Below are 25,787 nucleotides of genomic sequence, written 5' to 3' on the forward strand. Positions count from 1 at the left end.
ACGCTTTTTAGTCCTGCTTGTCCTTGTGTCCGTGGCCTTTAGGGCCGCGCTCATCGGCTAATTCGGTTTTGGTTTTGCCACCCGGCGTTTGCTGACGGCCCGCTGGTGAGTGGTCTTCTTCTGTGCTTTGCTTGCTCTTGTGAACACCCCGCGACGTTTTGCCCTGGGCTTCGTCGGGAAGATTGGTGTTCAGTTCGTACTTCTTCGTATCGTCGGCGGTTTCGCGGACGGTCGGCTGGGTTGTTTGCTTGCTCATAACGGTTGATGTTTAAAAATGTGGCAGTTGGCAGCGGCAACAGGCAGTCGCTCCGGCGTAACGTACCTGGGCCAGACCTGTCTGCTGCCGTTGCCAACCGCCACTCCGGTAGAACCCCCATCCCCGGCGCGTTGTTTACCTTTGGCGATTCATCGGTCCGCCTTTCTTTATGCACACCAACTATTATTTTCTTCGTCAACTGGCTCCTGTACTTCAGGCCCGCTTGCAGGGGCTTTATTTCATGGAATGTTTCAGTCAGGATCGCGACGAGGTGGTGCTGGCGTTTGCGCAGGCGCGGGGGAAAGCCAATTATTACAAGCCTGTTTTCGTTAAAGTCACTCTCCGCCCCGACTTTTCGGGCATTCTCGTTTCCGATGATGTACGCCGCGCGCGAACCAACAGCGTTGATCTGTTCAACAACCTGACGGGCAACGAAGGTGGCGACGATCCCGACCGGCCGGGTATGGAAACGCCCGGCAAAGCGGTGCTGGGGGTGCGTTCTTTCCTGAATGAGCGCTGCCTGGCCGTCCAACTCGCCGACGACTACACCCTGCTGTTCAAATTCTTTGGTAATCGACCAAACTTGTTGATATTCAGAGAGAACAATGTTGAAGATCTATTCAATAGCAAACTCGTTGCCGATAAGAATCTGCTGCTCAACGCCATCGATCGACCGATCGACCAAAGCGAAAGGGCGTTCAACGCCGCAGGGGGCGATTACCGGAAGCTATTTCCTACGTTTGGCAAACTGGTGCGTGCCTATGTGGAAAAACGTGCGCAGGAGGCTGGTGCCGGGGTAACCTGGGCCCTCTTGCAGGATGTACTGCGTGAACTCGACGCGCCGACCTATTCCCTGATTCGGTTCGAGCATCACCCGGCGTTATCGCTGGTGCCTTTAGTTGAACCGGTACGTACCTGGAATGACCCGATCGAGGCTACCAACGGGTTCTTCATCGCTTACAATGGACAGAACGTTGTTGAACGTGAACGCGCCGAGGTGCTTCGCCTCATCGACAAACGCCTGAAACGGGCCCGTGCCCTGATGGATGCTAACCTGCAACGCCTGATCAGCCGCGATGATGGTCCGAGCCATGAAGAACTGGGTAACCTGCTGATGGCCAATCTGCACAACGTACCTGTGTTGCCCGGTGGCCGTTCGCCGGAAACGATCACCGTCGAGGATTTTTACCGCGACAACCGCCCCCAGACGATTCGCCTGAAGGTTGACCAAACGCCGCAACGGAACGCCGAGGGATACTACCGAAAAGCAAAGAATGAAAAGATCGAAGCCGAGCACTTAACGCAGCAGATCGAGTACCGCGAAAAGGAGATTGAGGAATTGCAGGTGCACCGTGCTCTGATTGAGCCAATGCTATCGCTGAAAGAACTGCGCAGGTACGTTAAACAACATGGCCTTCTTGGCGACGCCCCGGCCAGTACCGACCCCGCCGAACTCTTCAAGGAAGTACAGTACGAAGGCTTCGTGATCCGGATTGGACGGAATGCCAAAAATAACGACCTGCTCACCCAGCGATACGCCTATAAAGATGACCTATGGCTACACGCCCGCGACGTGAGCGGGTCGCATGTGGTGGTGAAGTACAAAGCAGGCAAACCATTTCCGAAAACAGTGATCGAACGGGCCGCTGAACTGGCTGCCTGGTATTCAAAACGCCGTACCGATAGCCTTTGCCCGGTCATTGTTACGCCCAAAAAATTTGTCCGTAAACCAAAAGGCCTGGCTGAGGGCCAGGTCGTGGTGGAAAAAGAAGATGTAGTGCTGGTTGTTCCGAGAGGGGAGTGAGTGGTTAAGAGTTGCTTCACAAACACGTCAGTTGGTGTAGTAGCGGAGCAACTCTTAACCGCAGCGGCGGACCGCTCTTAACTCTTAACTTCAGAAATACAGTTGCTCATATCCTGCCAGGTCTTGTCCCACGAGTTTTCGTTCAGGAACTGATCAACGGCTTCCCAGCTTTTCGGGTGTTCGTGCTTAAGAGCTTTTTCAATGGCGGCTTCGAACTCGGCAGCGGTTGAAGCAATCTGCGTAAAGCCCTTTTCGCCATAGGTACGTACCACATCCCGGATGGGCGTTGATACCGTAGGTAAACCGGCGGCCAGATACTCCGGCGTTTTGGTTGGGCTGATAAACTTCGTTGACTCGTTCAATGCGAAAGGCAGCATAGCCACATCCCAACCGCTGAAATAGGTTGGTAAATCTTTATACGATTTCATACCCAGGTAGTGAACGTTAGGCGTATGCGGCAACGTAGCTGGGTTGATCTTCACGATTGGCCCGATAATAACAAACTGCCAGTCGGGGCGGCTCTGCGCCAGATCGCGCAGGAGGTCAACGTCGAACCGCTCATCGATTACCCCCGAAAAACCAATGCGTGGCTGCGGAATCTGCGCCTGATCGGCAGGGTCGGTCTGGCGGCTGCGGGCTTTCGAGAAGTGGGTAAAATCAATACTGCTTGGAAACGCGTGCGCATGAGCGTGGCGCGTGCGTTTTGCTTCGTAGAGGCTGTAACCACCGGTAAAGACCTGATCGGCAAGGCCCATCAGCCTTGTTTCCTGATCGAGCAGTTCGCGCGGTGCACCCAGAAAAGCCGACAGCTCATCCATACAGTCATATACCGTGCGGGTAGGTGTCAGATGATCGCTAAAGAGCAGTGCCATAGGCGTATAATACCAGGCAACGTAGTTGGCTATACGTTCTGATTCAATCAACTGATCTACCATCCGGCGCTGATAAGCAATCACTTCCTGGTGAGGTGTTCCGTGCGGAATATGGGGCACAACTACCTTGAGGTTGTCGCCTTCCGAACGGACCTCAACCCGTAGATCATGGCCCCAGATAGGTTCTTCCAGAAACCAGACCGTCATCTGCTGGCTGGCCCGGCTCATCAGGTGCTGTGGTCGCTGATACACGAAATTCCAACGCAGGTGTGAAAAACAGAGTAGGTGTTCGGGAAGCTCAGCCTCATTCGACAGTGCATCTGTCGCCCGGCCCAGCTTGGCTACTTTATTTAATTCTGTTGTATTCGAAAAGGTATTGACTGCTGTACTGTTGGACAAGTTTTCGGTCGTTGATGCGCCAGATGACGACGTTGAGTAATCACTAAGTTTCATGAGAAGGGGACGGAAACGGTTAACAAAAGGTCAAACCCGTTCAAACAGGGCATACGCTTAACTAGAGCGAGGGTTCCTCGTAGAGTCAATAATTACACCTGAAAACGTATTGATTGACAAACGGCCTATCGGCGGCGTGTACAACCAGAACATAGGGCTGTAGACAATGTTACCGGGCTTTTCAGATACTTAGGCAATGGTCCGCGCGCCTGGAACACGAAGTGGCTCAGTATGCCTTGGTCACGACTTTACCCTGATTTAACTCCCACAGATACCCATCGGGGTCCGAGAAATAGAGCTGAACCACCCCATCGAAACGGGTTTGCTTGTGGAACGTCATATTATGTGCTTTCAGGTATGCTTCCGACTTGTCGATATTATCGACGAAAAGGGCAATGTGGCTGGCGTTTTTATCGTGGATAATCTCCTCCGTGCGACCAGCCATCAAGTGAATTTGTTGCCCGTTGCCCAGATCGAACCATGACCGGATGGCCTTCAGATTTTCGGGTACGGGAATCGGTTTCAGACCCATCACGTCGCGGAAGAAGGCGGTGCTGACGGCCATATCTTTCACGTGGAGGGCCAGATGGTTGTGGCCAACAATGCCTAGTTTATCCTGAGCAACAGCAAGTTGAGCCAGCAATAAAAGAGGGAGAATAAAACGCATCGATAAGTTCATGAGTCAGTAATGCTTATGCCGGTTGGCAAGTCTGTAGGTACGTATCAGTCTGTAAACGGCTGCTTTCCGGTTTCTTACTTATGAAGCAACGCCTGCGAATAAAATTCATTTCAGCCACCCACCCTTGAAGCCCGCCCGCTGTAACCCGCGACGAATGTGCGGGTTTTTCTTCATCAGGTTCCAGACAAAATTGGTTCGCAGGTTTTCGGCCATCAACACAATTGGTCCCTGGTCGATACCCAGGTAATCAACGTCGAACCAGCCGGTTGTGGTTGGGCCGTTGGCAAAAGCTGACGGGTAACGGTACGTAGGATTGAAGGCATCGCGAAAGCCATATTGACCGTATAGTTTGCTACCATAGCGGGTTTTCATTGACCGGAGCGCAGGCAGGCAAATGTCGGGCGCAAAAGCCAGCGACCCACCTGCCGCCGTTGGCGCAATGGTACCGTCGTCGACGATCTGCTGGCTGGCGGCTCCACGAGCCCGATATGAGAAGAAAGATCGTCCTGCCACCGTGGTGTCTTTTGGGCCATCACAGGCGGTCAGGCCCCAGATCGTAGCGCTGTAGTCGGTCCACTTATCCGGATTGGCCAGACAGTAAGCCCGGTTGGCGTAGGTGGCCCGCCGTGAGTTTTCGACATAATCGATGCCTTTCTTGGTCATGTAATCATCTTTGATTCCCCGGAAGTCGATCCAGACGTGCGAATACTGATGACCAAATAACGGATCGAAGTTGACGTGGGGTTGCCCCTGAAACGTTGCCCATTCGTAGCCCTTTGTCCAGGCTGGCCATACGTCGGAGCCAACAGGGTGGGTAGGCGAACCGAGGGCCAGTACGTAAAGCAGCATGGCTTCATTATACCCGTGCCAGTCGCTGGGAATGAACCCTTTCTCGGGATGCCACCCCATCGACACAAATGGACTGTTGTGCTGAAACCAGGTCCAGTCGGTTCGGCCGTAAATCTGCTCAGCCAGCATACGGATCTCCTTTTCCTCCGGTACGTTTCGGTCGAAATAGGTCTGTGCACTGAGGATTCCACCCAGTAGCAAGGCCGTATCGATGGTCGACAGTTCGACCTGCTTGAAGCGTTTTCCCGTTTTCATGTCCAGAAAATGGTAGAAAAAGCCTTTGTAACCCGTCACGCCCGTTGCCTTGTCCGATTGCTCTGCGCTGGCAAAGAATCGTAATGTCGCCAATGTTCGGTCTGCGGCCTGTTTTCGGGTAACGTACCCACGCTCAACGCCTACCAGGTACGTTGTCAGGCCGAAGCCAACGGCAGCAACACTACTAAACGAAGGCGTGGGTGCCCGGTCGGGAATAAGACCATTCGATGGATTGGCCGTTTCCCAGAAATACCGGAACGTGTCGCGCTGAAGGCTATCCAGAAACGCATTGTCGGCACGGGTCAGTTTGTAGGCCGGTTGAGCCTGAGCAACGGTAACGAAGAAGGTTAAAAGAAGGAAGAGACGTTTCATGTCGGAAGAAGGATTGTATAAGTCGGCTTTGCCCCCCGCCCTTGAGGGGGGGGCCTGCTGGCGCATAAGTACGTCTGCGGCGAATAGGCTCGTGCGCCGGCAGGCCCCCTCAAGGGCGGGGGGCAAAGTCAGCGCCCAGGCCATTGCATTTAGTTCAAATTCGGACTGGTAAACCCAAGTCCTTTCATGCCTTTTTTGACTTCGGGACAACTCATAAACAGGTTCCAGAGAAGACCACTGCGCTGGTTCTCGATCATGACAATGATGGGCCCCTGATCGATAGCCAGGAATGAATCGGCAAACCAGATATTGGTCAGATTGAACGCGTCGACAAAGCCCTGCTCTTTCCAGATTTTGTCGCCCAGTTTATAATAGAAGAAGCGCATTGCCCGCATCGACTCAGTAGGCGTGTAAGGCATTGAGGAGAGAGCGGCCGTGGGCGAAATGGTGCCGTTGTCGTTGTTCGGTTCGTGGGCCGAATAGCCGTTTTGCTGGTCGCTGGCGGTCAGGCCCCAACAATCGGCGCTGTAGCCAGCATAGCCTTTCGGGTTGGTTTTGCAGTAGGTGTAATTGATCTGCGAGTGCGCCGTGTTCTGTTGCCAGTAATCGGCATACGTGTCTTTCAAGTCGTGGGGGTTGATGCCCAGAAACGAATATTGCGAAAAGAAGAGCGGCCCTCCGTAGGCTGGGCCAAGTGGCAGTTTAATGCCGTAATAGCTGTTACCATTGGCCATTCTGCCGTTTTGTGCCCAGCTGGCATCATATACCGTTTTGCTGATCGGCGTGGTGTTTGACGAGGCCGCCAGCACGTAGGTGATCAGGGCTTCATTCCAACCCCGGACAGGCAGATTCATGTCCCAGTTGTAGTTGGGCGACCAGTGCCAGTACAGGTTTGTTTCGGCACCGCTTTTGGTGAACCAGTTCCATTCCACGCCATCCCAAAGTGCGTTGATCGACTTGCGCAGCGCAATCTCATCGGCATTGGTTGAGCTGTTGAAATATTGCCGGGCGGTCAATAAACCCTGCATCAGGTACGATGTTTCGACCAGGTCGGCACCGTCGTCTTTCTGGCTGAACGGAATGGTAGCGCCGGTAGCGCCATTGAGCCAGTGTGGAAACGCACCGTGATAACGTTTGGCATTGTTGGCCAGAAAATTGGTGATCTTTTGCAGACGAGCCAGCCCATCCTGCCGGGTAATGAAATTCCGGTTGACTGCCGTCACAATGGCCATTACGCCAAATCCCGTTCCGCCCGAGGTGACCACATCGCCGGAAGAGTTACGCTCACGGGCCATGCCTGAAGTTGGGTGGCCAAAGTCCCAGAAGTACTTGAAGGTCTGTTTCTGTACCAGATCGAGCAGCGCGTCGTCGCTGATGCGGGCGAACTTGTCGGTGCTGTCGAGGGCAGTGGTCAGGTTAACGGAAATAGTTGAGTTGAGGGCCGTTTGGCGCTGCGACAACAGCGTGGGCAACACCTCGACGGTATAGGCCGTGAAGGCTTTTAACGGTTGCTGTGGCGTGATGGTAAGCAGGGTATCGCCGACCGACAGCGTGTACGAGAGCGGCACCGTCTGTGCCGTACTGGTCTGCGTCAGCCGTACCGACGTACCCAGCGCGTCTTTCTGAACCGGGGCCGAAAACGATAGGGTAATGATCGGTGTAGCCCGTACGCCCCGAAATGTCTGGTTTGCCGACGATTGTCCATCCACCTGCACCGCCCGATAGAAAAACGATTCAAGCGGGTCCGTAGCGGTCTGTTGCTTGCAGGAAAGCCCGGCCAGCAAGGCAAGGACGAACAGGAGACTGGGTACGTTCATAGTCATTGTTGAAAAAGAAAAGTGCACACGTTGTATGAAGGCATACGTAAGCGTAGAGACGCAAGGTGTTGCGTCTCTACACGCGCCAGCAATACGGTAAAGAGGAATTAACGACCGGCTGCTTCCAGTTGGTACAGTGAGTTAATATCACCAGCCGGAAGCGCTTTATTATAAATACGTACTTCATCGAGCTGTCCGGTCATTGGCACCTGCCAGCTATCAGCAGTACCACCACCTGGCAGGTTGGTGCCCCATGCGCCCATGATCACTTTGGTTACAGGGTAAAGGGCCAGATTGCCAAGTAGCGCTCCGTTGTACATACGGGTTTCGTAATCCGGGTTGTTTATTTTTTTGCCATTACCATACAGGGTGATTTTAGACGTACTGGCATCATAAACAGCTACGAAATGCGACCATTTTCCGCCAGCTTTAAAAGTCTGGTCACCACCTTTCTGCGATGAGTTAACGTTATCCTGGAAAGAGGCATTACCGTCAGATGCTTTTTGGACAAGCAGGCCCTTTACATCAAGTGTATCATTTGTTGGAGCATACCGTCCTGTTTCGGCCAACAGATTGACGCTCCCGGCCCACTCGTTGGCTCTGGCCAGGGTAAAGAATGCCGACGGTGCGCCTGAGCCTCCTTTCGTGTTCTTCACATTCACCCACAAGCTAACCGTGAAGCTAGGCAGACCAGCCGGGTTAAGCAGGCTTGCCGGCGTTGGGAAGGCAACGTACCCAGCGGCCAGATTCAGTGCCTGACGCTGGCCGCTGGCTCCCGTTGTGAACGAGGCATTCACAGCTGACGAAGGGGCGGTACCCGAAATGCGCTCATTGTTTGACCCATCGAATGGCCAGTGAGCTAGCAAACTCGACGTAGCGATGTCATTCGAACTATTATAGCCACCAATAGCAGGCAGGGTAGCCGTGTCGTCTTTTTTGCACGATGAAACGAGGGTTGCGCCCGCCATCAGGGCCGCTATGGCCCAGGTACGTTGTGTTGTAGTATTCATGATTAATCGGTGTTAAAACTGAATATTAAGTTAGACTTGACTGTACTGTTATTGATTGATTATTAGGCTGTTGGCTTGGATGGTGTTGCTTGCTCTGGTGTAGCCCCGCAGCGGCGGACCGTTCCACCTTAAAGGGGCCAAGCCAGAGCAATAGGCAACTCATCAGTATCCGTTGTTCTGGTCTAGTTTGCCGCCGCTGAGTTGAATTTGCAGGCTGGGTACGGGTAGTAACTCGTTCTTGCCCGCCACGAAATTTTTGCCCGCCGCTTTCATCACCTGTGCGGCACGGCCCTGCCTCACGAGGTCGAAAAAGCGGTCGTGTTCCATGGCCAGTTCCAGGCGACGTTCGTTCCAGATGGCGGTGCGCAGATCGGTTTGGCTGGTGGCTTTGGTAGCGGCCAGACCAGCGCGGGTGCGAATCTGGTTCAGGTATGCTATCGCCGCAGCCGATTGGCCCAGTTCATTGGCGGCTTCAGCGTTCATAAGCAGCACGTCGGCGTAGCGGAGCAGACGGATGTTTTTCTGCTTCTGGTCGCGGTTGCCCAGAAAAGGCTCGACGTTCTTGTTTTCGCTGGCGTAGGCTTTGTAGTTGTAATAGGCATTCTGCACTGAATCGCCGCTCGGAATCCGGAAGCCGTCGTAGAGCAACGTACCCAGTCCCCGGCCGGTCCGGTCAATGGCAATGATAGTCGATGCTTTGCGCTTGTCGCCGGGCTCATAGGCGTTCACCAGATCCTGCGAGGGTGTGTCGAAGCCAAATCCGAGGTCGGTCCAGCCGCCTTTGGGGCCAACGCGTGGTCCCTGCCAGGTGCAGTAACCGGCGGTGGCAATATCGGAGTTGTTGAACGTACCACTCTGCGTTTCGAAGATGGATTCGGCGTTGTTGGCCCCGGCATACCGCCAGATGATCGAGTAGTCGGGCACGAGCGAATACTGACCTGAGGCGATCACGGCCTGCGTCAGCGTTTGCACCTGTTGCCAGTTTTTGCGATACAGGTACATCTTCGCCAGCAGCGCCTGCGCCGCTCCCTTGTTGGCATGCCCCACCGCCGACTGGGTACGTAGCGGCAGGTTGTCGATGGCAAATTGCAGGTCCTGCGTAATCACGTTGTAAATCGTATCGATCGGCGCACGCGTCTGAAACGCCGGGTCGGTATTGGCGTCCTGGGCATCGTTCGGCACCCGCACTACCTTGGGCACTTTTCCGAAGAAGCGAACAAGGTTGAAGTAGTAGTAGGCCCGGATAAATCGCACCTCGCCAATCAGCTGGTTCTTCGTTGTGGGTGCAAGCGAGGCAATTTGTAACGCTGCCAGTGCCTGATTAGCGCGCGAAATGCCACCGTAATACCCGTTCCAGAGTGCCGCCACAAAGTTATTGGTGGGGGTGACGCTGAAATTGTCGATGTCGCCGAGTGGTGGCTGATCGCCGGGCGTACTGCCTTTCTCGGCATCGTCAGAAATGATGTTGGTGGCGGCAATGAAGCTGATACCGTGAATGTCGCCGCCTGCCCCGCCGAAGGCTTCGCCGTTGAAGAGGCTGTTATATACGCCCGTGACCAGGTTAACGGCCAGGTTCGGGTCAGTGGCGGTGGTGGCTTGCCCCTGTACAGGTACGTCGAGGAAGCTTTTCTGGCAGGATACCGCGCCCAAAATGGCGAGCAGACCCGTGAAAAATAGGAGTATGAAGTTGCGTTGCATGGGTGCGTTGAGGTTAAAAACCAGCGTTCAGACCGATAGCGAAGGTTTGCGTCGTTGGATAGGCGTTCAGTTCAATACCCTGACTGGTAGGGTTACCAACCAACTCTGACGTGAATCCGCTGTACTTTTTCAGCGTCAGGATGTTTTGTGCTGTTGCGAAAACACGCAGGTTGCTCAGGTGAATCTTGTCGGTCAGGCGTTGGGGTAGCTTGTAGCCCAGCGTGGCATTGTTGATGCGGGCAAACGACCCGGATTCGATGAAATAGGTAGACGCGGGCAGGTTACCGCTATTAGCGCCAGGCTCTGTTTGCGACCCATTGGCCGACGTCCATCGATTATAGGCCATCGTTTTTTCAACGTTATCGAGCACGTTCTGACGAAACGCCCGCTTGCCGTTATAGACCTGGTTGCCCACGTTCCCGTACACATCGACGCTGAAATCTAGGCTCTTGTACGTCAGCCCTAGATTCAGACCGAAGTAAGCTTTGGGCTGGTACGACCCGGCAAACACCCGGTCGTTATCGTCGATTTTGCCATCGCCGTTCGTGTCCTGGTATTTAAAGTCGCCGGGTGCAGCCGACGGCTGAATGACCTGCCCCGCTGGATTTTTGTAGCTGTTCACATCCGCATCGTTCTGGAAAACACCCAGCACCTGAAGCACGTAGAAACTGCCAACGGGCTGGCCATTATCTGTGCGGGTGGTGTACTGCTGGTTGGCACCGATGCCCCCGTCAAGAATAGGCTGGCCGCCATTGAGGCCAATGACGCTATTGCTGTTCAGTGTGGCGTTGCCGCCGATTCGGTAGGTCAGGTCGTTGCTGATCCGGCCGCGCCAGTTCAGGGTTACTTCCAGGCCCTGGTTGCGGATCGATGCGGCATTTGTTAACACAACGCCGTCGGCATCACCGGCCACAGAAGGGACTTTTACGTTGATGAGCAGGTCGCGGGCTTTTTTGTCGTAGTAGTTAACCTCACCGGTCAACCGACCTTTCAGGGCTGAAAATTCGAGGCCCAGATCAAACTCTTCGGTGGTTTCCCATTTCAGGTTCGGGTCTTTGATCTGCGTAATGGCGCTGCCGGGCGTTGCCACACCGCCGCCGAATGGATAGGCCAGATTTGGTTGAACGGTGACGGTGTAGGAATCTGATGGAATACGGTCATTGCCTACGCGTCCCCAACTGCCCCGGAGTTTCAGCAGATCGAAGATGTGCTGGCTCTGCATGAACGACTCGTTGGAGATGAGCCAGCCCGCACCCACCGACGGGAAATACCCCCAGCGATTCTGGCTCGGAAACCGTGATGAACCGTCGGCCCGGAGGGTGGCCGTAAGCAGGTACTTGTCGTTGTAGTTGTAATTGATCCGACTGAGGTACGAGTTGCGGGTGTACTTATCGCCGGTACCATCGTTGGTCGAGGTGTTGGCATTACCCGTTCCGATATACCAGAGGTTCTGCGCGGCAGGTACGTCCTTCCGGAAGGCCGTGACGCTGGTCAGCGTGTATTGCTCGGCCGTGGTACCAACCAGTACGGTCAGCGAATGTTTGTCGATCTGCTTGTTGAACGTCAGTAGATTATCAAACGTCCAGTGGAATGTTTTGGTGTTCCCAACGCTCAGGTTACTGTTCGGATTCCGCTGGTTACCGCCGGGAGTGATGAAGGTAGTGGTGTCGTTATTGAACTGGTAGTTGTATACCCGGCTGTTCAGGTTCACAAAGTCACCGCCGAGGTTGGTACGGTAGGTAAGCCAGCTAACCGGTTTGATTTCGAGGTAGGCCGACCCCAGCAGGCGGTTGTCAATGGCGAGGTTGTTGTTCTTCTCGATATCCAGCACGGAGTTACCCACGTTCTGATAGACCGACGTGTTACCATACTTACCATTGGCGTCTTTCGAGGCAATGATCGGCGCAGCCCGGTAGGCGTTGTTGTAAGCTGTATTAAGGTTGGCAATCTGGTTGTTGCCATTGGCGTACGAAGCCGAGAACCCTGCCCGAACGACTTTGTTGAACGTAAAATCCTGGTTTGCCCGGATCGAAAATCGTTTGTAGATGTTGTCGATAACAATGCCCTGATCGGTAAAATAACCCGCGCTCAGGAAATAAGTCGATTTGTCGGTGCCGCCACTGATAGACAGACCGTGGTTTTGCTGAAAACCGGTGCGCAGGATCTGGCCATACCAATCGGTAGAGGTTGGTCCGGCGGTAACCAGGTTGCCACTGGCCGTGCTGACATAGTTGGCATACTCAGTAGCGTTGGCCATCGTGACCAGATTGGCCGGTAAACGGAAGCCCGCATTACCCGAGTAGTTGACGGTCATCTTACCCGAGGCACCGCGCTTGGTGGTGATGATCACAACGCCGTTAGCCCCGCGCGCACCATAAATGGCCGTGGCCGAAGCATCTTTCAGCACATCGACGTTAGTAATATCGGCGGTGTTAATGTTGGAGATATCGTCGGTTAATACGCCATCAACGACAAAAAGGGCGGCGGTTCCGGCCAGGGCAGTGCCTGTACCACGTACCCGTACTACGGGAGAGCTACCCGGCTGCCCGCTGCTGATGATCTGCACGCCAGCGGCTTTACCCTGCAGTGCCTGTGTGGCGGTCAGTACCGGTTGCTTCACCAGTTCATCGCCTTTGATGGTAACCGTAGCACCCGTTACATCGGCCCGGCGCTGCGTACCGTAGCCCACCACAACCACTTCGTTCAGAGTTTTGTTATCGTCAGCCAGCGCTACATCGATCGAGGTCCGGTTGCCCACGGCTACTTCCTGTGATGTGTAGCCAATACTCGAAAAGATCAGGATGGCATCGCTGGCAGCCTGAATCGTATACGTACCTGCGCCGTCGGTGGTGGTGCCTAAGGTGGTTCCCTTAACCTGAACGGTTACGCCGGGTAAACCAGCGTTAGTCGATTTCTCCGTGACGTTACCAGTGACACGAATCGTGGCTGTCTGGGCGTAGGTGGCGAATACCTGTAGAAAAAGCAGTAGGGCCAGCAGCGTGGTTGCTACCGTTTTGCGTTTATCTGAAAAGTGTCTCATAGGGTGTCGAGGTCAGCTGTGGCGCGATGTGTAGGCGTGTAATTTGCACTATAGTTCATATGTAGGATTTGGCGTTTATGCACCACTTTTCTTATATTTTCTTGGACAAAAGTAGGTAGGTGTTTATTTGGTACCTAAATTAGAGGTACATCATTACCACATCATATTGCCGTTTTTAGGCCGTATTCAATGTTTTTTAACACATCAATCAAGTTTTTAGCGATAAACCGTGATTATGGCTTCGCTCATGTGTCTTTTCAGGTCAGACAGTTACTAGTGGGTTTTATAGGTATATTGCTTACAGTGCATGTAAGTGTAGGTCAGGATAGTTATAGCTTCTGCCGACCAGAGGTTACGCAGTTTTCCCGTCAGCTATATGGGGCTTACAACCAGACCTGGAGCATTAGTCAGCATCGGCAGAGTCAGTTCATGTACTTTGCCAATTCAAAGGGACTACTTGAGTTCGATGGTAGTAGCTGGCGGCTTTACGAACTGCCCCGAAAGCAGAAAGTCAGGTCGGTAGCCGTTGATAAAAACGGCCGGATTTATACGGGCGCGCTTGGGGAATTTGGGTACTGGTTGCCAAATCAGGCGGGCAAGCTGACCTACTATTCACTGACATCGCTGGTTCGTGACAAGGCATTTCGGAATGAAGAGGTATGGAATATATTGGTTACACCAGGGGGTGTTTTATTCCAGTCGTTTGCCTACATCTACCGGTATCAACAGGGGAAAGTGCAAACGCTGCACCCGCCGGGCAATGTATTGTTTGTGCAGCAGGTACGTGACCAGTTGCTGTTGGAAGTGATCGACAAAGGGCTGTATGAGCTACGCAATGATGCGTTCTTATTAGTAAAAGGGAGCGAGTTTTTGGGTAGAGAAACGGTGAACACGCTGCTTCCTGCCGGCGAAAAGGATATTCTGATCGGTACCGAACAGGCTATTTATCGGTACGACGGAAGCCAGTTCAAGCCATTTGATGCGCGTGTTAACGTGTTTATGCGGCAGAACCGGTTGAACCGAGGGTTGAAAATCGGGACTGACCGGTACGCGTTCGGAACATTGCTGAATGGTGTGCTGATAACCACTGCAGACGGGCGTATCCTGTACCGGTTTAACCAGAAAAACGGCCTGCAGAACAGCACTGTCCTGTCTATGCGGCAGGATGCCGACGGCAACCTGTGGGTCGGACTGGATCGGGGTATCGACCTGATCAACCTGAACTCACCGATCCGTTATTTTACCGACCATGATGATAACCTGGGCACCGTCTATGCCATTGCTCGCCATGCCAACTACCTGTATCTGGGCACAAATCAGGGGTTGTATTATAAGCTCCTGACCAGGCCCGATAGCCCGTTTCAACTCATTCCCGAAACGCAGGGGCAGGTCTGGAATCTAGCTGTGTTGGATGGGCAATTACTGTGCGGCCATAACCGGGGTACGTTCCGAATCGAGGGGGTAAAGGCTCGGCTACTCTGCCCCATCACGGGTGGGTGGGTGTTACACCGCCTGAGCCGCTATCCCGACCAACTGATTCAGGGAACCTATACGAAGCTGTGCGTTTATCAAAAAGACAGCCGGGGACAATGGCTATTCTCGCATACTGTTGATGGGTTTTCAGCACCTGTTCGGCAGTTGGAAGAAGATGAAACTGGTGCCATATGGGTCAACAAAGCGCCCAATCAGGGTTTGCAGCGATTACGCTTGTCGGCTGATCTGAAGCGGGTAGAGGCCAGCACCGAGTATGCTGATCCTGTTTTTCAGCAGGCATTCGTGAACTTGTGTCGCCTTGGCACAACCATCCTGGCTACGTCGGCCAGAGGCGTACGACGGTTTGATGTTGGAACAGGCCGGTTTGTGTTGGCGCCAATGCCGTTTCTGCAGTCAGAGTTGGCTATACGGAAATTGTTTCCCCTGTCAGATGACGAGCTCTTTATACTTCGACAGGATGGAGCACTATCGTTCTTGCAACGTGGGAACGGTCATCGCCGAAACAGCACCTCCCGCGAAGTTCCCATCCAATCTAATCAGTGGGTTGATGAATCGGAAGCGATCGTACCGCTCGATTCCGGCCATGTGGCAATATGCCGCGAAAATGGGTTTGCTCTGCTATCACGTGCCGAACTGCCTCAACTGGCTACCGGTACAGTTCGTTCGCCCATCATCCGGTCAGTAACCGCTGTTGACGACCCCGCTACCAATCAACTGTTTCAGGACCAGCAGCAATACCGGCAGGCTGAACCGATGTTGTCGTTTTCGCATCGGCAGGCCGATTTGCTGGTTACGTTCAGTATGCCGTATTATACCCGGCCGATCAAGTACAGTTACTGGCTCGAGAACAGTACCCGAACGTGGTCGGCCTACTCGGCGGCTTACCAGAAGGAGTTTAGCAACCTGCCGCCGGGAACATACGTGTTGCACCTTCGCTCAAACCTGAGCAACGCTGAAACAGCCCTGACCTTCGAGATTCGCCCGCCCTGGTACTGGACCACCTGGAGCAAGTTGCTGTATGTTCTGCTGCTGATTGCACTGGCCCGATTCCTGTATCAGTTGCACCTGCGGCGGGTGGCCTTGAAACAGAATCAGGTACGTGAAAAGCTGGAAGAGAAACTACGGCACCAGGAAGAGGAAAGTCAGCGAGAAATCATACTGTTGCAGAAAGAACAACTGGAGCAGGGACTCATTCAGAAATCGGAAGAACTGGCCAACTCAACCATGACGCTGATCCAGAAGAACGAATTGCTGATGCAACTGAAAGATGAGCTGAAGCAGGTAAGGGGGCAGTTGGGCAACCGGTTGCCAACCGATCATTTTCAGCGCATCAACTACCTGATCGACACTAACCTGTCGAGCGAGCAGGACTGGAAACTCTTCGAGGCGAACTTCAACAAAGTGCACGAACAGTTTCTCAAACACCTGATCGAGAATCACCCCGATCTGAGTCAGGGCGATCTGAAACTGGCGGCCTACCTGCGGATGAATCTATCGACCAAAGAAATTGCCCAATTGCTCAATATCACTCATCGTAGTGTTGAACTAAAACGATACCGACTTCGGAAAAAACTGGCCCTCGACGCCGATATAAATCTGAGTGAATTTATGATAAAATACTAGTGGTCAGTTACATGGCAAGCAACTCCTGCCAGATTTTCTCATTGACCCGAACGCCCGTTTCCAGGCTCTCATTCCGGCGCGCCAGCGTATTTTCGCCGGGATAGGAGATGACGTCGGTGGGTTTTACGAGCGCGCTCGATTTGGTGAAATCGATCAGTTGATCGATCAGTGAATCGTGCATGTCCGGGTTTTTGATGCAGATGAAACACTGCGAAACGCCCGATTCGTTGCCGCTTCCGGTAATTGCCGCCACGGAGTTGCCGCCGCTTAACGCTGTGAGCAGAATATCGAGCAGCATAGACAGGCCCGCCCCTTTCCAGAATCCGACCGGCAAGGCCCGCTGCGACTGGAGAATAGCCTCCGGATCGGTTGTCAGGTGGCCGTCTTTATCATAGCCGCCGGGCAGAGGTAGTTGTTTTTTCTCACCTGCATACTGGTTTATTTTTCCGTACGAGTACTGCGAAACGGCCATATCCAGCACAACGTTTCCTCCGTTTCGCGGCACCGCGATCACCATCGGATTATTGCCCAGACGCGCCTCGGTTCCGCCCCAGGGTGGTACATTGGCAATGGTATTTGTAAAGCAAATACCAATATAGCCAGCATCAGCCGCCTGCCAGCCATACGTTCCGCCGCGCATCCAGTGGTTCGTATTCTTGATGACCACACAGCCAATGCCACTGTCGTCGGCCAGTTTCATGGCTCTGTTCATGCACAGCGTGGCGTTATACATACCGGGAGCCAGATTACCATCCCAGCGTTCTATAGCGCCAAGTGCCGATACAACGATCGGTTCGGCATCGGGGATGATCAGGCCATCTTTAACGAACTGAACAAAGACCGGAAACCGGTTTAGCCCGTGTGTTTCAATGCCGTCGCGGCTATTTTCGGCAAAGATGCGGGCGCATAGCTCGGCTTTTGATTCCGCAAACGAAAGCGCCAGCAACACGCGTTTAAATTCAGCTTTCAATTGATCAAAAGGAACACGCATAGGGAGTAGGAAGTAGCCCCGAAGCGGAGCGCCACCCGGCTCCGCTTCGGTAGTGTAAACAACTTAATTGTTACCGAAGCCGGAGCCGGGTGGCGCTCCGCTTCGGGGCTACAGAACCTTACTTCACCAGTACGGCTGCGGTCTTGGCACCGTCGGCAGTTTGAAGGCGGAGAACGTACCTGCCAGCGGGCAGTGATTTAAGCGAGAGGGAACGTACCTGTTTTCCCGCAGGTACGTTGCTGTCGGCCTGCGTGGATACAGACTGCCCCAGCAGATTGACAAGTGATACCGTCAGCGGCCCCGCCGTTTGCGTGGTGAACTCGGCGGTAAGCAGGTCGTTACCAGGGTTCGGGAAAACGCGCAACTGTGTTGCCTCTTCAGTTGCCAACACAACCGGTTCAGCCGGAGTTGTGGTTTGGGAAATGGTTGCACCGCGCAGAATCCAGGTATTCGGGTCAATCGCTACATTGGTGACCGTGCCTTTCCCTGTAACGGTAAATGATTGTACCGACTGATCGTTGAACACCGTGATGGTACTGTCTCCGGCCAGCGACTGCACTGTAATTTGCACCGGCATGGTAAACGACGATGGGTTTGTGCTGGTTGACGTTTGGCTAAGGCGTATAACAGCCCGGTTAGAATTGGCCACAGGTGCTACCGAATAACTATAGATCGGGTAACCTTCGCCGTAGACCCATTCGCGGAAGAAATAGCCCAGGTTTTTGCCCGATGCGGTTTCCATCACCTTCTGAAAATCTTCGGTTACGGCTGTGCTGTAGGCTGCCGGCGAACTGGCATACGCTTTCATTCCTTTAAAGAAATCAGTGTCGCCCAGCACCCCCCGAAGCATATGCAGCACCACGGCCCCTTTGGCATACGTTCGGTTGCTGTCGAATATCTGGTTGATATCGGCCACGTTCTGCACATACAACGTACCCGAGGCGGCTCTGGCCCGGGCAATGAAGCTGCCCATATAGGTTTTGTAGCTGCTTGTGCTGCCAAGCGACTCCTGGTAAATGGCCTCCCCATACGATGCAAACCCTTCGTTGAGCCAGATGTTCTGCCAGTTGCGGCAGGTGATCTTGTCGCCAAACCACTGGTGCATCAGCTCATGGGAGATGGTGGTCCGGGTCATCGCACTTTTAATGATCGAGGTGGCCGTCTGGTGTTCCATGCCGCCTCCCCAGCGAAACTGCGCATGCCCATACTTTTCGCGGATGAATGGGTACGTTCCGAACAGGTCTGAGAAGACCTTGATCATGTTGTTGGTTTCGGTCAGGGCCGTTTTCACGCTGGCCAGATCTTCCGGAAAAACGTAGTGCGAAACGGGCATCGTAACACCATTGTAGGTAAATGGATTGTCGTAGAGCGTGTAGTTCGAGGCGGCGATCGAGATCAGGTACTGAGCAATGGGATAGCTGTTTTTCCAACGGTAGGTCTTGGTGCCGTCGCTATTTGTAGTTACCCCCTGCAACAGCCCGTTGGAAACCGATACGAAGAAGGGGGCCATTGTAACATTCACCGCCGACGAGTCTACTTTATCAGCGGGGGTATCTTTACAGGGAAACCAGTCAGAAGCGCCGTAGGGCTCGCTGAGGGTATATATCAGTGGATCGCTGGTGGTTTCGTGGGTGCTGAACACAAACGCCTGATCGGTCAGACCCGCGTTGGGCGTAGTTGGTAGCCCCTGATAATAAACGACGACGCGACCCGTTTGCCCCTTCGTGATTGCCTGCGGTAAGGTTATCGTAAGCCGGTTGCTCTGGTGCGAATAGGTCAGCTTCTGCGCACCCGATTTTACCGAATCGACCTTCATGCTGGTGTTGAAATCCAGATAAAATTGCGCCAGTGTAGGTACGTTGGCTTTCAGGGTCACCGTAGTGGCTCCGCGCAGGTAATTAGGCGCGGTGGTCACGCGCAGATCGAGCCCATAGTAGGTCACATCGATGGTCGAGTCGCCAACGGCCTGAATGGTAGGTGCCATCTGCCGCCCCGAGGCTTGCCCTGTCTGGAAAAGCTTACCGAAGTAACGCACTTTGCCTTCTGCGCAAACGTCGGCACCCGACTGGTCGATTTGGGCGTGGCCGGGTGTCAGCATCAGCCAGCTCAATAACAAAAAGAAGATGTGTTTCATAAAGGAAGTGTCATTGCGGAGCGTGTTTATTCAATTCGTACGCTGAATGTTTTAGGTTCGTGGCCGATCTGCACGCGGCATTCCGAAAAATTGGGAGCCGAAAAACGCGGGCGTATATTGTTACTAAACCCGTAGGGCTCCCGGGGAACGAAAAAACGCATGTCGATCTTGCCATTCTCGTTCAGATCATGAAAAACGGCAAAGGCATACTCGCCGGGATCGACTTCGAAAACCGCATGCACCGTACCTTTTGTAGCCGTCACCTGCTTTGATTCCACTGGTCGGCACTTATCAGGAAAGCCCTCACAGGGCTTGAATACGCCGATCTGCACTTTGCCCGTTGTTGCCCGAACATTGTGCACTTCAACGGTGATCATCGTTTTGCGGACCGGTGGTAGTGTAGGGTTGAACAGGAAGGGAAGCAGCGACAGGAAAATGAGCATTGGCGAAACTGTTTTCTTTGAAACGAAATTAACTTGCGTACTGATGCTTTGCTAACCGACCGTATGATTGTTCGTTCTTCCCCTGCTACCAAGCGCTGGCTTCACAAGCCTTTTCCCGATGCGCCGCCTCAATTGTCGGCTATCGAATCGCTGGTGCAGACCCTGAACATCAGCCCATTTCTGGCTACATTGCTGGTACAGCGTAAGGTAACCACATTCGAGGAAGCCCGCACATTTTTCCGCCCCGAGCTGAGTCATCTGCACGACCCGTTCCTGATGAAGGATATGGACCGGGCCGTTGATCGATTAACCCGGGCGATGGCGAATGGTGAAAAAATACTGGTATACGGTGATTATGACGTAGACGGAACCACCTCAGTTGCCCTCATGTATGGTTTCCTGAGCACCATCTATGACAAGCTTGAACACTATATTCCTGATCGTTACAAAGAAGGATACGGCATTTCAAAGGCCGGTGTTGCCTACGCGGCCGAGAACGGGTTTACGCTGATCGTTGCCCTCGACTGCGGTATTAAAGCCATTGATCGGGTGGCGGAAGCCACGGCGCTGGGCGTCGATTTTATCATTTGCGACCATCACCGGCCGGGTGATGAAATTCCTGCTGCCGTGGCCGTACTGGATCCTAAGCGGGCCGATTGCCCGTATCCGTACGATGAGCTGACGGGCTGTGGTGTAGGCTTCAAACTGCTTCAGGCTCTGTGTCGGGTACGTGGTATTCCGGCCGAAACGCTCTGGCCGTACCTCGATCTGGTAGCTGTTAGTATCTCCTGCGACATTGTGCCTGTAACGGGCGAAAACCGGGCGCTGGCTTATTACGGGCTGAAACAACTGAACTCGGCGCCGCGAACGGGCCTTTGCGCCCTTCTCCGGATTGCGGGCTTTGTAGCGCCAAACGAAACCTGCCCGCCAGCGGCTAAGCATCTCGATGTCACTAACGTTGTGTTTGGGCTGGGGCCACGCATTAACGCTGCCGGGCGTATTAAACATGCCCGGGCGGCGGTCGATCTGCTACTAGCCGAGCATCACCACGATGCCGAAGACTTTGCCTACGAACTGAACCAGCATAACCGCGACCGGCAGGATTTCGATAAGAGCATGACCGAGCAGGCGCTGGCCATGATTGAGGCCGACGAATGGTTAAAAAACGCTAAATCGACTGTTCTCTATGACGCTTCCTGGAATAAAGGCGTTGTGGGTATAGTGGCGTCGCGGTGCATCGAGCGGTTTTACCGGCCAACGATTATCCTGACCCGGTCGAACGGCAAAGCGTCGGGGTCGGCGCGGTCGGTGGCAGGGTTTGATGTGTACGAAGCCATTGAAGCCTGCTCTGATTTGCTGGAACAGTTTGGTGGCCACACGTTTGCCGCCGGGCTGACCATGCCGGTTGAAAACATCGAAGCGTTTCAGAAGCGTTTCGACGAAGTGGTTTCTGCCAGTATTGAAGCAGATGATCTGATTCCAAAGGTCGACATCGACATTCCGCTTGATTTCAGCGAGATTGATGCCAAGTTTTACCGGATCATGAAGCAGATGTCTCCGTTTGGTCCGCAGAATCTGGCCCCGGTTTTCTGTACGGAAGAGGTGGTGTTGGTGGGCGAACCGATTATTATGAAAGAGAAGCACCTGAAGTTTACCTGTAGGCAGGTTGGCTCCGGGCGAACGTTCACAGCGATTGGTTTTGGTATGTCGGCCTGGGCAGATCACCTGCATCAGAACGCCCCTTTCTCGATCTGTTATTCCGTAGAAATGAATCACTTCCGCGACCAGTCGACCATTCAGTTAAATCTGAAAGACATTCGGTTAGCCGAATAAATAGTGCGCGGATTTTTATAGGTATGCACATTAAAGGGATTTAAACCGATTGGCCGCGGCGGCGGACCGTGCAGATTTTAGCTTAAAACGGGTTGGCTCCGCTTACCCTCGCACTCTGCGTAAATCCATTTGAATCCGAAAAGACGCACGGTCCGCCGTTGCGGTACAATACACCAACGCATGATTCTTAGAACTGAACATTTAGTAAAGAAATACGGTAGCCGATTCGTTAACAGCGATGTGTCGTATCAGGTCGCGCAGGGCGAAATTGTGGGGCTGCTGGGACCAAATGGCGCTGGTAAAACCACATCGTTCTATATGGCCGTGGGGCTGGTAAAACCCAATAGTGGCAAGGTGTATATCGATGATACCGATATTACCGACCTGCCCATGTACAAGCGGGCACGGCTAGGTTTAGGCTATCTGGCGCAGGAAGCCTCCATTTTTCGGGACCTGACGGTGGAGGAAAATATTCTGGCGGTGCTGGAAATGACCAACAAGCCCAAAGCCGAACAGAAACAGCGGGTTGAAGACCTGATCGAGGAGTTCAACCTTGGTCACGTTCGGAAGAATCCGGGAAAAGTATTGTCGGGTGGCGAACGTCGGCGTACTGAAATTGCCCGGGCGCTGGCCGTTGACCCGAAATTCATCTTGCTCGACGAGCCCTTTGCCGGGGTCGACCCCATTGCCGTTGAAGACATTCAAAGCATTGTGGCCACGCTGAAACACCGCAACATCGGCATTTTGATCACCGACCACAACGTAAACGAAACACTCTCGATCACTGATCGGGCCTACCTGCTTTTCGAGGGCAAAATTCTGAAGCAGGGCACCGCCGAAGAACTCGCCAGCGACGAGCAGGTACGCCGCCTGTATCTGGGCCAGAACTTCGAGCTAAAGCGGAAGTTCGTGTAGCGGCTGGGTACGTTGCTTAGATTGTAGATTGCTGACGCGCTCCAGGCGAAGCATACAGCGCGTCAGCAGTCACATTAGAATGTCAGTATAGCACCCACGCCGCTTTGGCCGGGGGCGAAGCGGAGGGTCGTTGGCTGGCGGTTATTGTACCGATCGGAAGCCCGGCGAAACTGCACGCTGGCGCGGTGATCGAGCCAGAGCGAGGCTACGCCCAGCAGCACGCCACCACCTATCAACGCCGCACCAATCCGGTGCCCGTCGCGCCGTCCATCGAACTGGGGGCCGTTGCCATTGTTGTTTCCACCCATCGGTCCGTTGTCACGTCCCCAGCGGCCATCCCGGCCAATAGCCAGACCAACACCCGTACCAATCAGCGCACCAGCCGACACGGCCGTAACGACCGACCAGGTACGTAGCGAGCGGCCTCGTTCCAGAGCCGCTATGGCTTCGGGCTGGCTGTAGAAGAGCGAGTTTGCTTCCGACACCCCGATATGCTGGCCGTTGTTGCCGACGTAATAACGACTGAATAAACCCCGGTGATACCGAAGACCATTAAGCCCCTGCATCGGTGCGGCTGGTGCAACGGCCATACCTGCTTCTGCAGGCATAGGGCGGCCCGGTCTGTTACGTATAGGGACAGGGCCGCGGTCATTACCAAACGAGTCTTTCGTGCCGTTAGCGTATTTGATAAGCAATACATCGCGCAGGGCAGATGTGTAAATGGGGCCGTCTGGATTGGCAGATTTTCGGTACTTGAGGTCCGTCTGGGTTACTTCAAGCACTTTCGCCGGAATCTCTTCTCCATTCCTGAGAATGATATTATCCTGAGCATAGGTAAGTGTAGCCGTTAGTAACGAGACTACGAAGATGAATAAGCGCATAGTGGCGAATGGTTTACCGAGCGGGATATCGCTCTTGTTCGTCCATACGCATAGCTGGTAGTAAAGTGTTGCCGGAACATACTCTTTTGTTTGTTGAATACCGTTAACAGCTTTTGTGGTTAGCCGAGTACTTCGCGCAGTACAGGCAGTGATTTCACCTCGCCGAGGTTATCGAAATGAATGCGGTAGTAGGAGACGAGGGCGTCGAGCAGGTCGGCGCGCTGGGTACGTGTCAGGCGAACGGGCGTATCAACGGGCTGGCTCATCATTGTGGTCAGGGCGTCGTTCATCGCTTCGTCGGCCATATACGGTACTGAACGCTCACGGAGTTGATTTTCAAACTCTTGTGGACTTTCAGGACCAAAACCCAGATAAGACGCTAACTGTAGTAAAAAAGCCAGATGAAGATTTTCGTATTGGTCGGCGGCCTCTTCCAGATACACGATCGAGGTCAGTAAAAAGCGGAAAAGCTGTGGATTGCCAGACTCCTCTTTCAACGTTTTGCTCAAAATCTCGGTCATGAACAGGGCCATACTCGACTTGGCCACTTCAAACGGAATATGCTGAAACGGGTAAGGCGTTTTTACCTCCGATATCCGGTGCAGGTCGCGGTCGTCGCGGTAATAGACCACCATGTCGAGCAGCGTTAAGGGCTGGAACAGGGCAATTCTGTTCGTTTTGCTTTTCGCTGAACGTACCCCGTTGATGATGTAGCTTTGTAGCCCGAAGTCTTCGGTATACACGCGGGCAATGATCGACGATTCGCGGTAGCGGATATAGCTAAGGGTAATGCCCCGGGTTTTGTGCAGCATGAAAAGAAGTACAGATGCGTCTGTTTCTATAACAAGAGCGGGCCTAAAAAAGTACCGGATAACAAACCCGCCCGTTAGTGCGTTGAGAAACAGTTACACTCCTAGTCCACCTATCACTTTGATCGTACGATTTTCTCTTAGTCTGGCGATGCTGTTTCTATCGCTAGCCGCTTACGCACAGCGCGATACCTCCTTTTACCGTCAAAGCGCTGTGCCTGCTCATTTGCGCCCTATCGAACGGGCCGCTGGTTCGTCGGCCTTGGGAAGCGTGTATTTCTACGGCGGAAAAAAGCTGAACTCGCCTTTTTCGCTGGAAGTGCCGTTTATTGAGCTCAACGACCCACAGGTGAACCAACATTTCCGAAATTTCCGCACCTGGACCACCATCAGCCGCCTTACGGGACTGGTTTCGCTGGCCTATTTTATTACTACCGGTTCCAGAAGCAACGCAGGTCAGTACTGGACCGTATATGGAAGCAGCCTGGCCCTGTCGCTGGGGACGATCATCGTGGCCAATTCGCAGGTGAACAAAGCCGTGGGTCGCTACAATACCATGCTCAGGCAAGTGCCGCCAAACGCCATCCGGGTGGGGGCTGTATACACACCAACATCGCTGGGTACGTCGGTAGTAGGGTTTGGGGGGGCGCTGGTGATCAGGTGATTCAATTCGCGTTGAAGGCCAGAATAATCCCCTTTTTTCCGTCGCCTTCGCTTGATATATAGAGGGTTCCGTCTGGCGCGAAACAAATGCCTTCGGGTTGTGGCAGGGCCTTATCATCAATTGGCACCAGCGATTTTACTTTTCCATTTGGGGCCACTACCGCCAATCGGTGCGCCGCGCTCGACAATATGTAATACTCGCGCGTTTTTGGGTGAACGGCAATACCCGACGGTTTAAACTCGTTTATCGACGGGTCGAACGCCTGTAAATCAGCTTGTTTGAGCACGATTCCCTGAAACAGTGCCTTGGTTTTCAGGCTGTAGAAATAAATGATTTTGTCGGTTCCCTTACCGTCTTTGGTTGCCAGGAGCAGCGCTTCCAGTTGCGGATCATAGCCCAGTCCTTCCATATCATTTTTGCCCGGCAGATCGATCTTGATGTGCCGCGTTTGGGGGCTGCCGCCGATAATCTTGATGCCATCGGTAGGTTCCATTTCGTAGAGTTCGCCATCGCTCCGTAACACGTAGAGCTTCTTGCCAACATATTCAACACCTTCGTAATCACCGTTCTTTCCCAGAATGTGCTCATCAGCGATGGCCTTCTTTCCTAGATCGTAGATGAACACCACTCCCAGCTCGTCCTGCACACAGGCTAATCGGCCGGGTTTATAATAGCTCAGTCCCGATATTTCGCGGAGGTCGTCCGGCAGTTTATGTCGTTGGGTTGGGTTGGCCAGATCGTAGGGGAGGGGGGCATTCACCACGGATTGAGCGGCCGTTTCATCCTGCTTTTTTTGGCCGGGCTGGCAGGCAGACAGGCTGGCAAGTAGTAGAATCAGGGGAAGGTGTTTCATAAAGCAAGAATACATAGTTAATTATAAAGACAGTGTGGATAA

General features: G+C 53.5%; 19 protein-coding genes. 5 read left to right on the forward strand and 14 right to left on the reverse strand.

What is annotated here, in order from left to right; translation table 11 throughout:
* Positions 1 to 7 precede the first annotated feature (7 nt).
* A complete protein-coding gene (locus J2I46_RS26770; RefSeq protein ID WP_207332163.1) occupies positions 8 to 256 on the reverse strand; it encodes a hypothetical protein in 249 nt (82 codons plus the stop codon).
* A 169-nt stretch (positions 257 to 425) separates the two neighbouring features.
* Between J2I46_RS26770 and J2I46_RS26775 the strand changes: the two genes are divergently transcribed.
* Positions 426 to 2,060, forward strand: a complete 1,635-nt coding sequence (locus J2I46_RS26775) for an NFACT RNA binding domain-containing protein (RefSeq protein ID WP_207332164.1) — start codon at positions 426 to 428, stop codon at positions 2,058 to 2,060.
* A gap of 77 nt (positions 2,061 to 2,137) precedes the next feature.
* Here the strand turns inward: J2I46_RS26775 and J2I46_RS26780 are convergent, their stop codons facing one another.
* From J2I46_RS26780 to J2I46_RS26810, 7 genes are all read right to left on the reverse strand, one after another.
* Positions 2,138 to 3,385 (reverse strand): glycosyltransferase family 1 protein, encoded by a 1,248-nt coding sequence (locus J2I46_RS26780; protein WP_207332165.1) that lies wholly within the window; start codon positions 3,383 to 3,385, stop codon positions 2,138 to 2,140.
* 226 nt (positions 3,386 to 3,611) lie between these two features.
* A complete protein-coding gene (locus tag J2I46_RS26785; RefSeq protein WP_207332166.1) occupies positions 3,612 to 4,052 on the reverse strand; it encodes a VOC family protein in 441 nt (146 codons plus the stop codon).
* A 117-nt stretch (positions 4,053 to 4,169) separates the two neighbouring features.
* Entirely contained in the window at positions 4,170 to 5,540 is a 1,371-nt protein-coding gene (locus tag J2I46_RS26790; RefSeq protein ID WP_207332167.1) for a glucoamylase family protein, read from the reverse strand.
* A gap of 149 nt (positions 5,541 to 5,689) precedes the next feature.
* A complete protein-coding gene (locus J2I46_RS26795) occupies positions 5,690 to 7,357 on the reverse strand; it encodes a glucoamylase family protein (RefSeq protein WP_229379967.1) in 1,668 nt (555 codons plus the stop codon).
* Between the two features lie 107 nt (positions 7,358 to 7,464).
* The gene (locus J2I46_RS26800; protein ID WP_207332169.1) at positions 7,465 to 8,367 is read right to left on the reverse strand and encodes a LamG-like jellyroll fold domain-containing protein; all 903 of its coding nucleotides are present in this window, start codon (positions 8,365 to 8,367) and stop codon (positions 7,465 to 7,467) included.
* Positions 8,368 to 8,529: 162 nt separating this feature from the next.
* Entirely contained in the window at positions 8,530 to 10,065 is a 1,536-nt protein-coding gene (locus J2I46_RS26805; protein ID WP_207332170.1) for a RagB/SusD family nutrient uptake outer membrane protein, read from the reverse strand.
* Between the two features lie 13 nt (positions 10,066 to 10,078).
* Positions 10,079 to 13,105, reverse strand: a complete 3,027-nt coding sequence (locus J2I46_RS26810; RefSeq protein WP_207332171.1) for a SusC/RagA family TonB-linked outer membrane protein — start codon at positions 13,103 to 13,105, stop codon at positions 10,079 to 10,081.
* A 303-nt stretch (positions 13,106 to 13,408) separates the two neighbouring features.
* Between J2I46_RS26810 and J2I46_RS26815 the strand changes: the two genes are divergently transcribed.
* Positions 13,409 to 16,222 (forward strand): two-component regulator propeller domain-containing protein, encoded by a 2,814-nt coding sequence (locus tag J2I46_RS26815; RefSeq protein WP_207332172.1) that lies wholly within the window; start codon positions 13,409 to 13,411, stop codon positions 16,220 to 16,222.
* A 7-nt stretch (positions 16,223 to 16,229) separates the two neighbouring features.
* Here the strand turns inward: J2I46_RS26815 and yiaK are convergent, their stop codons facing one another.
* The 3 genes from yiaK to J2I46_RS26830 all read right to left on the reverse strand — a co-directional run bounded on the left by yiaK (position 16,230) and on the right by J2I46_RS26830 (position 19,790).
* Positions 16,230 to 17,213, reverse strand: coding sequence for a 3-dehydro-L-gulonate 2-dehydrogenase (gene yiaK / locus J2I46_RS26820; protein ID WP_207332173.1), 984 nt, complete (start codon positions 17,211 to 17,213; stop codon positions 16,230 to 16,232).
* A 118-nt stretch (positions 17,214 to 17,331) separates the two neighbouring features.
* On the reverse strand, positions 17,332 to 19,347 hold the full coding sequence (locus tag J2I46_RS26825; RefSeq protein ID WP_207332174.1) for a M1 family aminopeptidase: 2,016 nt from the start codon (positions 19,345 to 19,347) through the stop codon (positions 17,332 to 17,334).
* 26 nt (positions 19,348 to 19,373) lie between these two features.
* Positions 19,374 to 19,790: a DUF2141 domain-containing protein gene (locus tag J2I46_RS26830; protein ID WP_207332175.1), complete on the reverse strand. Its 417-nt coding sequence runs from the start codon at positions 19,788 to 19,790 to the stop codon at positions 19,374 to 19,376.
* A 63-nt stretch (positions 19,791 to 19,853) separates the two neighbouring features.
* Between J2I46_RS26830 and recJ the strand changes: the two genes are divergently transcribed.
* Both recJ and lptB read left to right on the forward strand, forming a co-directional pair.
* Positions 19,854 to 21,623, forward strand: a complete 1,770-nt coding sequence (gene recJ, locus J2I46_RS26835; RefSeq protein ID WP_207332176.1) for a single-stranded-DNA-specific exonuclease RecJ — start codon at positions 19,854 to 19,856, stop codon at positions 21,621 to 21,623.
* Between the two features lie 180 nt (positions 21,624 to 21,803).
* Complete coding sequence (lptB, locus tag J2I46_RS26840) at positions 21,804 to 22,538, forward strand: LPS export ABC transporter ATP-binding protein (protein WP_207332177.1); 735 nt, start codon at positions 21,804 to 21,806, stop codon at positions 22,536 to 22,538.
* 74 nt (positions 22,539 to 22,612) lie between these two features.
* Here lptB and J2I46_RS26845 read toward each other — a convergent pair whose 3' ends face one another.
* A complete protein-coding gene (locus tag J2I46_RS26845) occupies positions 22,613 to 23,419 on the reverse strand; it encodes a hypothetical protein (RefSeq protein WP_207332178.1) in 807 nt (268 codons plus the stop codon).
* A gap of 119 nt (positions 23,420 to 23,538) precedes the next feature.
* The gene (recO, locus tag J2I46_RS26850; protein WP_207332179.1) at positions 23,539 to 24,231 is read right to left on the reverse strand and encodes a DNA repair protein RecO; all 693 of its coding nucleotides are present in this window, start codon (positions 24,229 to 24,231) and stop codon (positions 23,539 to 23,541) included.
* 118 nt (positions 24,232 to 24,349) lie between these two features.
* On the opposite strand from recO, the gene J2I46_RS26855 reads away from it, so the two are divergent.
* Complete coding sequence (locus J2I46_RS26855; protein ID WP_310589088.1) at positions 24,350 to 24,892, forward strand: hypothetical protein; 543 nt, start codon at positions 24,350 to 24,352, stop codon at positions 24,890 to 24,892.
* A gap of 1 nt (position 24,893) precedes the next feature.
* Here the strand turns inward: J2I46_RS26855 and J2I46_RS26860 are convergent, their stop codons facing one another.
* Positions 24,894 to 25,745, reverse strand: coding sequence for an SdiA-regulated domain-containing protein (locus tag J2I46_RS26860; RefSeq protein ID WP_207332180.1), 852 nt, complete (start codon positions 25,743 to 25,745; stop codon positions 24,894 to 24,896).
* Between the last annotated feature and the right edge of the window lie 42 nt (positions 25,746 to 25,787).

The organism is Fibrella forsythiae (genome assembly GCF_017353175.1).
Classification (GTDB): domain Bacteria; phylum Bacteroidota; class Bacteroidia; order Cytophagales; family Spirosomataceae; genus Fibrella; species Fibrella forsythiae.

Bases quoted from the DNA above. Each gene is read 5' to 3' on its own strand.
- J2I46_RS26770 (WP_207332163.1), bottom strand. From the start codon at position 256: ATGAGCAAGCAAACAACCCAGCCGACCGTCCGCGAAACCGCCGACGAT.
- J2I46_RS26775 (WP_207332164.1), top strand. From the start codon at position 426: ATGCACACCAACTATTATTTTCTTCGTCAACTGGCTCCTGTACTTCAG.
- J2I46_RS26780 (WP_207332165.1), bottom strand. From the start codon at position 3,385: ATGAAACTTAGTGATTACTCAACGTCGTCATCTGGCGCATCAACGACC.
- J2I46_RS26785 (WP_207332166.1), bottom strand. From the start codon at position 4,052: ATGCGTTTTATTCTCCCTCTTTTATTGCTGGCTCAACTTGCTGTTGCT.
- J2I46_RS26790 (WP_207332167.1), bottom strand. From the start codon at position 5,540: ATGAAACGTCTCTTCCTTCTTTTAACCTTCTTCGTTACCGTTGCTCAG.
- J2I46_RS26795 (WP_229379967.1), bottom strand. From the start codon at position 7,357: ATGAACGTACCCAGTCTCCTGTTCGTCCTTGCCTTGCTGGCCGGGCTT.
- J2I46_RS26800 (WP_207332169.1), bottom strand. From the start codon at position 8,367: ATGAATACTACAACACAACGTACCTGGGCCATAGCGGCCCTGATGGCG.
- J2I46_RS26805 (WP_207332170.1), bottom strand. From the start codon at position 10,065: ATGCAACGCAACTTCATACTCCTATTTTTCACGGGTCTGCTCGCCATT.
- J2I46_RS26810 (WP_207332171.1), bottom strand. From the start codon at position 13,105: ATGAGACACTTTTCAGATAAACGCAAAACGGTAGCAACCACGCTGCTG.
- yiaK (WP_207332173.1), bottom strand. From the start codon at position 17,213: ATGCGTGTTCCTTTTGATCAATTGAAAGCTGAATTTAAACGCGTGTTG.
- J2I46_RS26825 (WP_207332174.1), bottom strand. From the start codon at position 19,347: ATGAAACACATCTTCTTTTTGTTATTGAGCTGGCTGATGCTGACACCC.
- J2I46_RS26830 (WP_207332175.1), bottom strand. From the start codon at position 19,790: ATGCTCATTTTCCTGTCGCTGCTTCCCTTCCTGTTCAACCCTACACTA.
- recJ (WP_207332176.1), top strand. From the start codon at position 19,854: ATGATTGTTCGTTCTTCCCCTGCTACCAAGCGCTGGCTTCACAAGCCT.
- lptB (WP_207332177.1), top strand. From the start codon at position 21,804: ATGATTCTTAGAACTGAACATTTAGTAAAGAAATACGGTAGCCGATTC.
- J2I46_RS26845 (WP_207332178.1), bottom strand. From the start codon at position 23,419: ATGCGCTTATTCATCTTCGTAGTCTCGTTACTAACGGCTACACTTACC.
- recO (WP_207332179.1), bottom strand. From the start codon at position 24,231: ATGCTGCACAAAACCCGGGGCATTACCCTTAGCTATATCCGCTACCGC.
- J2I46_RS26860 (WP_207332180.1), bottom strand. From the start codon at position 25,745: ATGAAACACCTTCCCCTGATTCTACTACTTGCCAGCCTGTCTGCCTGC.